Here is an 8696-nt window from a genome sequence, read left to right as displayed (position 1 = left end):
TTTTTTTTATCTTCTGTGTCATCGTTTCCTTCATCTTCATCATCTACATCTGTTTGATTATCATTACTTTCGCCTTCAGCATCTTCACTGTAAATAATTTCATCATTTTGTTCCGGTACTGGGTCAGGATTACTATTTGCAGTAGTTTTTTGATAAAAAACCCACGCAGCAAAAACAATTGCTATAACAAGTAAAACAACAATTAATGTGGGTATAAAAGAAAAATTAAACAGGTTGCTTCTTCCACGACGTTTTTCTCGATTTGACCGCTGCAAGCGTGTATATTCAATCTCATTTTCTTCTGTTGAAGGTACTTCACTTTTGTGTTCTTCCAGTAATTCACTCGGATTTAAACCAACTGCATTTGCATATTCTTTTATAAAAGCTCTAGCATAAAATTTCCCAGGCAAAATATGTAAATCGCCTTTCTCTATAGCTTCTAAATATCTTTTTTGAATTTTTGTTGTTTCTTGTAAACTTTCTAAAGATAACCCTTTTTCTTCTCTGGCTTCCTTTAATTTTGTTCCTATTTCCATATCCAACACCATCCATTTTAAAAGTCAAACATAGAAAAGCTATTCCCTTGACCGAATGGATTATTTTCAATCGGTTCATATGTAATTTCTTCATCCTCATGACTGCGCAATTCAATTATATAATCAAAGTCATCTAACGTATACTCCGTTGCCTGCACAAAAATATCTGGATGCTCAACTACTTTGATAGCGGGAAGTTGCATAATTTCCCGAATGAGTTGCCAATGCTTCTCATTGGAACGCCTTTTCGAGACAATACCATCGATAATATAAATATTGTCATTGCCATATTCGCCTTCAATTAACTGACTTCTCACTGTTTGTTTTAGTAAGGTACTTGATACAAACAACCAGCGCTTGTTTGCACAAACACTCGCTGCGACAACAGATTCTGTTTTCCCCACACGAGGCATCCCGCGTAATCCGATGAGTTTATGCTCTTCTTTTTTATATAATTCAGCCATGAAATCGACTAATAATCCTAATTCATCCCGAACAAAACGTACTGTTTTACGATCGTCAGCATCCCTGTGGATGTATCTGCCATGTCTAACGGCTAATTTATCTCTCAGTTTAGGCTTACGTAATTTTGTCACCTTAATAATTTCCATCATGTCTAAGACCGATTTTAAACGGGTGATTTGTTCATCATGTTTTGCGAGCAACAACATAACCCGCTTTGAATGCTCTACCCCATTTATGGTAATAATATTTATAGACAGCATTCCTAATAAAGAAGAGATATCCCCGAGTAAACCAGGACGGTTATATTGAATTTCATATTCAAGGTACCATTCTGTTCTTTCCATAATTAACTCCTTTATTTTATACATTCATTTTATGATACTCAATCATTTGTATGAAAGCAATCTATATTATATAATAAATGATTTTTCAGTTAGTGAAAAGGATTATGGATTTTAAATGATAGTTTTTTTCATTTATTTTTAAAAATGAAAAAGAAGCCGTAATAGCTATCCGGCTTCTTTTCCTATATCATTGTGAATTTCCTTCATTTTGTACGAGCTTCACCATCGCACTAGCAAGAGCTTGCTGTTCATCTTCTGAAGCAGCATTCCAAAGTTCTCTTAAAACTGCTTCTTCCTCATTTTTAGCTTCAACACTTTGCGAAAGATAGTCTCCTACTTCATGAGCCACATTCGTAATTGTTTCTTGACTCATTCCTTGTGCTTGCGCTTGATTGAGCTTATTAGCTAAAAATTCCTTCCACGTTTCAAAATTATCTAAGACTGACATCCATCTGCCTCCTTCAGTTTTTTTCACATATAGTATTTGAATTTATAATCAATTTATACAGGATGAAGGAGTTTTTTTAGTTTACCATCCGCCAGTCATACCAATTATTTCTCCTTGGATATAATTAGCATTTTCATCTAATAAAAAGCTAATCGTATGTGCAATTTCACTGGGCGTTCCCGCACGGTTCATTGGGATTTCTGATAAAACCATTTTTTTCTCTTCTTTTGATAAGTTATGATTCATTTTTGTATCAATAAAACCCGGACTAACAGCATTTACAGATATCCCACATGGAGCAACCTCTTTTGCCAATGCTTTAACAAAACTATTTTGCGCCCCCTTAACCGCTGAATAAATAACCTCAAAGCTCGCGCCAACACTACCCCAGATAGATGTGATTAAAATGATTTTTCCAGCTCTTTTTTGAATCATTGCTGGGAGTAGATGCCGTGCAATCATCCAAGGCGCCTTTACATGCAAGGTTAACATTTCATCCATTGCTTTTTCCGATGTATCTTGAAATAACCCATAAAAAGCTGCACCACTTGCAAAAATAATATAGTCAACAGGATAAACAATTTGAATTAACAAGTTCTTTATTTCTTCATTATTAAAGAGATCAGCTTGCATCGTTGTTAAAACGCAATTATGATCAAGTTTATTGATAAACTCATCAATCTTTTCCCGGTTTTTATTATAATGGAGCAATAATTGATAACCGTCCATTGCCAGTCTGTCAGCAATTGCTATTCCAATGTCACCACTAGCTCCAATGATTAATACATTTTTCCCCATAAGTACTCCTTATTCCGCTATTATTTCACAAACAGCCAGACGCTCTTCATCTATCCAATTTTGAACAAAGGAATTCACATCATCAAGTGTCAATGACTGAATAAAAGGTATTAACTCAAAAAAATCAATTCCCTGTGTATGATAGTGAATACATTGGTTCGCAATATACTCTAATGAGTTCATGGCCCGTAATAATTGACCTATTTTCTTTCTCTTCATTACCATAAATTCATCAGATGTGAAGGAAGCTGTTTTGGTACTTAATAGCATTTGTTTTACTTTTTGTGCAAATTGTTCTGGCTGATGTGTATTGCCGCCAATGATGGAATAACCGAAATTTTTTTCTAAAGTGGATTCAAAATAAAAACTCTCATCTATAAGCGCTTCATTATACAACGCCTGATAAAATCTTCCACCTTTTGAAAAATAATAATCCAAAACCATCCCTTGCAATAAGTCTTTTACTAAAAACTCTTTTGAATTAAATTCCTCTGAGGATTCTTTGATACCTACTGCACACTTAGGAATTGAAACCGGCATGTTGATTATACTTTTTTTCTTAGCAACATTGACTGGTTCATCTGGAAATTCGCGCTTAAGACCTTTCATTTTAGTGAATTCTTTTTCTGCTTGATTACGTTTTATGAAATCCATCATGTTTTCTGCGTCGAAATTCCCTGCGATACAAAGAGTCATGTTCTCTGGATGATAAAATGTATGATAACATGTGTATAAGTCTTCTTTTGTTATAGAGTGGATAGACTCCACTGTACCAGCTATATCAATGTTAACCGGATGATTTTGAAACATACTTCTAAGCGTCCCCATAAAAGATTGCCAATCAGGCTGATCATTATACATCTCTATTTCTTGTGCAATAATTCCCTTTTCTTTTTCTACGGATTGTTCTGAGAAAAAAGGATCTTGAACAAAATCTAATAGTGTTTTTACATTTTCTTGAATATTACTTGTCGCTGAAAATAGATAAGCTGTTTTTGTAAAAGAAGTATATGCATTTGGAGATGCTCCCTGTTTCCCGAAATCTGCAAATACATCACGATCTTCTTTTTCAAATAGCTTATGTTCCAAAAAATGAGCAACACCTTCAGGCACTGTTATTTGGTTTTCTTCTCCAATAGGTACGAAAGTTTGGTCTATGGAGCCATAATTCGTAGAAAACAAGCCATACGTTTTGGCCATTTCTTGTTTAGGTAATAATAAAACGGTAAGTCCGTTTTCTAATTTTTCAAAATACAACACTTCATCAATGATATCATACTTTTTTCTATCCAATCTATTTTCCTCCCTTACCTGTTAATAAATAAACTGTATCTTCTTCGATTTTTTCAGCTATATTGATGACCTGTTCTTTAGTTACTTGCTTAATATTATTAATTAACTGATCAGGTGTGATTTCTTTATTTCCTAATACTTGTTGATATAGAAGTTCAATCATCCCTTGAGGATGATCCATTGTTTCAAGCAATTGGTTGATAATTAACTCTTTCGTTTCCTGTAGTTCTTCTTCTGTAAATTCTCCATTTTTCATTGCAGTTATTTGTAATTCAATAATTTCTTTTGCTTTTTCATAATCTTCTGCGGCAATGCCACTAAAGACAAGCAATAAACCTTTATGACTTTCAATTCTGGAAGCAGCATAATAAGCTAAGCTGTTTTTCTCTCGAACATTAATAAATAATTTAGAACTAGGAAAACCGCCAAAAATTCCATTAAAAACATGTAATGCGAAATAATCATCATCTTGATAGGTGCAATGAGTTCGATATCCAATATGTAGTTTTGCTTGTTGTATATCTTGCTTTTCTATAACTACATTAGGCTTTTCTTGTTTGTCTACAGAAAGTGAACTTGATTGTTGTACGACCGGCTCACTTCGCTTTCTTTGCAGCATGGTTGTTGTAATATGCTTTTTAATTTTTTCCTGATCAAAGTCCCCTAATACATAAATATCAAGGTGATCCTCCCTCATTAACTGTTGATAGTAATCGTATAAATTTTCAGGCGTTATGGAGTTAAGGTCCTCTTCGTAACCATGTACATGTAATTGATATGCTTCTCCTTTACACATTTCATCAATCAGCCGCATATTAGCATAACTCATTTTATCATCGATAATAGCATTCATCTTCTGTCTTAGGGTTTCTGTTTCACGTTTAAAAACATCGGTATTAAACGCATTTTCCTGTACGTTTGGATGGAATATTACTTCAGTTAATAATTCGATCGCATCATCGAAAATAGAAGATTCATTTGGAATAAATTTCGGATTGGCCAATTCCATACGCATACTAAGAATATGGTTATCTCCCTTTTTTGCTCCATCAATGGATAGGACGGCGCCATATAAATCATCCAATTTTGACTGTATCGCTTTTCTGCTTGGATAATTCTTTGTCCCTTGTCTTAAAATATAAGGGAGAAGAGCTCGCTTGGTGATTGTCTCGCGAGTTAAAGGAGCTTTAAATTTAACAACAATATTCATTGTTTTATATTTTTTACTAGGTACTAAATGTAATTTTACTCCATGATGTTCTGATACCTCTTCAGTAATTTTATTCATCCTAAATCCTCCAGTTCTTTTCGCAATATGAAAGGTAATTATCATTACTGCTATAGTCTGCACTTTTTTTCCATCTACTAATCATTATAAGCTACGTATGGATATAATTTCTATCATCCAATGTTAATAAACATTAAAAAGCGGATTTGTTATCATCATGAATAACAAATCCGCTCTTGCAATATTATAATTTTTCCATACGTTTCCTTAAAACATGAAAACTAAAAATATCAGGCCGAAAATAGTTAGCTGAATATAAGACCGCTTCATCGTCTGCGGTGTAATGCATTTGTTTTAGCAATAAAAGTGGCTGTTCAGGGTCACAATCAAGATAATCATAAATTCGATCATGATAGCCAATTGGTTCAATATATGTTACAGCATAAGCAATTTGTTTGTTTGCATATTCTTCCATCACTCCGAATAAAGAATCTTCTTTATGGACAGTGTCTATGGGAATTAACCCTTTGGGTACCTTGTCAATACAAAACACAACAGGCTGATTATCCGCAGTACGTACACGTTCAATTTTTGCGATACGATCCAGTTTTGTTGAGGAAAATTTTTTTCGGTCCTCTTCAGTTGGTTCTTGATACGCTGAACTTAAATACCGCGTTCCGGCCACTTTTCCAGATTGTTCAATCATATACGTAATACTGTTTAGTTCTTCGATACCTGATGAAAAAATTGGTTTCGGATTAACAAAAGTCCCAACCCCATGCCGTCTAATAATAATATTATCTTCTTCTAGTATTCTTAGCGCTTCTCGTAATGTAGCCCGAGAAACCCCTAGTAATTTCGATAGTTGAAATTCAGAGGGCAGCTTTTCCCTCTCTTTATAGGTACCATTCTCAATATCCCGTTTAATTTGATCGATAACTTGCAAATATAAATGGCGTGAATTATTTTTAATCGCTATAAAGAATCCCTTCCTTCAACCTCTTACAAAATCAAGACTTTTGACCCAAGACTATTATACCGTTAAATATAACATGTTTACTTATTTAAATAAAGCTGATTTTACCTATTTTTAAAATTTATGAAAAAGTATTTGGAATAAGTAGACCACAACTAAAAAAGGACAGGTAGATGAAGAAATAAACTGTCCTTTTACTTATCTACTTCAGATAAAAGAAGCTTCTATCATTTGACGTGAAGTTGATTTTCATCTGAAGACTGTGAAACTAATACCGTTCTTGGCTTACTTCCTTCATAAGGTCCTACTATTCCTCTATCTTCCATCGCATCAATTAAACGGGCCGCTCTTGTATAACCAATTCTGAACCTTCTCTGTAACATGGAGACACTCGCACTTTGCATTTCAGTTATAAGCCTGACAGCATCCTCGTACAATTCATCATCCACTTCAGCAGTAACCTCATCTATTTCTTCAGGTATCATTTCTTCTTGATAGGAAGCTTTTTGTTGATCAATACAATGATCTACAATGCGCTCTACCTCTTCATCTGATAAAAATGCACCTTGTACACGTGTTGGTTTGGATTCTCCTACTGGCATAAACAGCATATCTCCACGACCTAAGAGCTTTTCTGCGCCGCCGGAATCCAAAATAGTCCTTGAATCTGTAGCTGAAGAAACACTAAAAGCTATACGGGATGGAATATTAGCTTTAATCACACCCGTTATAACGTCTACAGATGGACGCTGTGTAGCAATAATTAAATGTATTCCTGCAGCCCTCGCCATTTGTGCAAGACGTGTAATAGAATCTTCTACATCACTTGAAGCTACCATCATTAAATCAGCTAGTTCATCTACTAAAACTACTATATATGGCAAATGAGGCTGCTCATCATCCGTAACCTGATTTTGCTTTCTGATATATTCATTATAGCCCTCAATGTTCCTAGTTCCGGTCTCTGAAAATAATTCATATCGTCGCTCCATCTCAGATACTACTTTTTTCAATGCTCTTGATGCCTTTTTTGGATCTGTCACAACGGGGGCTAATAAGTGAGGTATACCATTATAAACGTTTAACTCCACCTTTTTAGGATCAATCATCATCAATTTTACTTCATGTGGTTTTGTGCGCATAAGTATGGTAGTAATAATACCATTCACACAAACACTTTTTCCGCTGCCTGTAGCACCTGCGATTAACATATGAGGCATTTTATTTAATTCTCCTACAATAGCCTCTCCTGATATGTCTCTCCCTAATGCAAATAGCAATTTTGACTTTGACGGTTGTTTTGTCGTAACTTCAAGAACCTCTCGCAAAGAAACCATTGCAACTTCTTGATTTGGCACCTCAATCCCAACTGCTGATTTACCAGGTATTGGTGCTTCTATTCGAATATCCTTTGCAGCCAAAGCAAGCGCTAAATCGTCGTGCAAACTGACAATTCTACTAACCTTTACACCTGCGTCAGGATAGACTTCATATTTTGTCACGGCCGGTCCAACATGCACTTTTGTAATTTTTGCTTTTACCCCAAAACTATGAAATGTACGCTCCAGCTTTCGAACAGTAGATTGAATGTGAGATTTTTCATGCTGCTGCGAATTGTTTGCGGGCTCAGTCAGCAAATCAAGTGGTGGAAGAATATATTCATAGTTTTCCGTTTCAGTCATTGGAAGTGGGATACTCTCCTCATCCGAAGAATCTTCCGCATTTTTATCTTCTGAAACTATATTTTCAGATTTACTAGAAGGTGGATCAAAGGAGCTGGCAACATCGGTGAAATCCTGAATAACAGGTATTGCAGATTCATCACTGTTATTTTGTAAATCCTGATCATCTTCAAGCAGTTTATCTAATTCTTCTCCAGGAGCAGCTTGTCTATTATCGCGAAATTCAATTAAACGCGACTTGAATTTTTTTCCCATCAAGGCAATACTTTTTCCAATCTTCGCGAAAAACTCTCCTAAAGAAAATTCAGTCATAAAGATGAATCCTATAATTACAGAAAAAACAGCAACTATTTTCGCACCTATCGAGGAAAAAAGATAATAACAAAAAGCAAACAAAACTCCTCCTAGCATCCCCCCACCCGTCTGTGCTGACGTACCATGTCCATTTACATAAACTAATAGATTATCCCATGTTGCTTTGATAATAGAAGGATTGTCTGCCTCCATTAGCAATCTCTCAAATGTTTGAATGTGCGTTAAAAGCAAGATGCCCAGAAAGCTAATATAGAAACCGACTAATTTTCTATTAAAAAAATCAGGATAACGGCGCTTTACTAATAAAAAAATTCCAGTAACTAATAAAAAAACAGATGCAATAAAATACCATATACCTAAAAAGAAATGAAAAAGATATTCTAATCCTCCAGGAATCGCACCATCACTTATAGCACTTGCACCACTGCCAAAAACAGCTAGGAAAATAAATAGAAGGCCTAATAACTCAGTTTTCAGTTGTTTTTTTAAGTGCTTTTTTCTTTTTTTTCGTTTTTTCTTTGCCACAGCTATCACCTCAGTTTCCGGCATGAACATGAAACCCCTGCCCTATAAAAATTGGCAAGGGTTTACTTAATTATAAATTATATCCA

8 protein-coding genes are annotated in these 8696 nt (G+C 34.9%); all 8 read right to left on the bottom strand.

Annotated features, from left to right (window positions below):
* Window positions 1–536, bottom strand: a 536-nt coding sequence (locus GZ63_RS0102655) for a helix-turn-helix domain-containing protein (protein WP_029266592.1), incomplete at its 3' end; no start/stop codon positions are given.
* 17 nt (window positions 537–553) lie between these two features.
* Window positions 554–1345: a DUF3388 domain-containing protein gene (locus GZ63_RS0102650; RefSeq protein ID WP_029266590.1), complete on the bottom strand. Its 792-nt coding sequence runs from the start codon at window positions 1343–1345 to the stop codon at window positions 554–556.
* Between the two features lie 187 nt (window positions 1346–1532).
* On the bottom strand, window positions 1533–1793 hold the full coding sequence (locus GZ63_RS0102645; protein ID WP_029266588.1) for a DUF3243 domain-containing protein: 261 nt from the start codon (window positions 1791–1793) through the stop codon (window positions 1533–1535).
* Between the two features lie 81 nt (window positions 1794–1874).
* Window positions 1875–2591 (bottom strand): elongation factor P 5-aminopentanone reductase, encoded by a 717-nt coding sequence (gene ymfI, locus GZ63_RS0102640; RefSeq protein WP_029266586.1) that lies wholly within the window; start codon window positions 2589–2591, stop codon window positions 1875–1877.
* 9 nt (window positions 2592–2600) lie between these two features.
* On the bottom strand, window positions 2601–3884 hold the full coding sequence (yfmH, locus tag GZ63_RS0102635; protein WP_029266584.1) for an EF-P 5-aminopentanol modification-associated protein YfmH: 1284 nt from the start codon (window positions 3882–3884) through the stop codon (window positions 2601–2603).
* Window position 3885: 1 nt separating this feature from the next.
* Window positions 3886–5172: an EF-P 5-aminopentanol modification-associated protein YfmF gene (gene yfmF, locus GZ63_RS0102630; RefSeq protein WP_029266582.1), complete on the bottom strand. Its 1287-nt coding sequence runs from the start codon at window positions 5170–5172 to the stop codon at window positions 3886–3888.
* Window positions 5173–5356: 184 nt separating this feature from the next.
* A complete protein-coding gene (locus GZ63_RS0102625; RefSeq protein ID WP_029266580.1) occupies window positions 5357–6091 on the bottom strand; it encodes a GntR family transcriptional regulator in 735 nt (244 codons plus the stop codon).
* A 224-nt stretch (window positions 6092–6315) separates the two neighbouring features.
* The gene (locus tag GZ63_RS0102620) at window positions 6316–8634 is read right to left on the bottom strand and encodes an FtsK/SpoIIIE family DNA translocase (RefSeq protein WP_226981175.1); all 2319 of its coding nucleotides are present in this window, start codon (window positions 8632–8634) and stop codon (window positions 6316–6318) included.
* Between the last annotated feature and the right edge of the window lie 62 nt (window positions 8635–8696).

Source organism: Virgibacillus alimentarius (genome assembly GCF_000709085.1).
Lineage (GTDB): Bacteria > Bacillota > Bacilli > Bacillales > Amphibacillaceae > Virgibacillus_B > Virgibacillus_B alimentarius.
The sequence above is the reverse complement of the archived record's forward strand: the minus strand, read 5'-3'. Positions and strand labels throughout refer to the sequence as shown.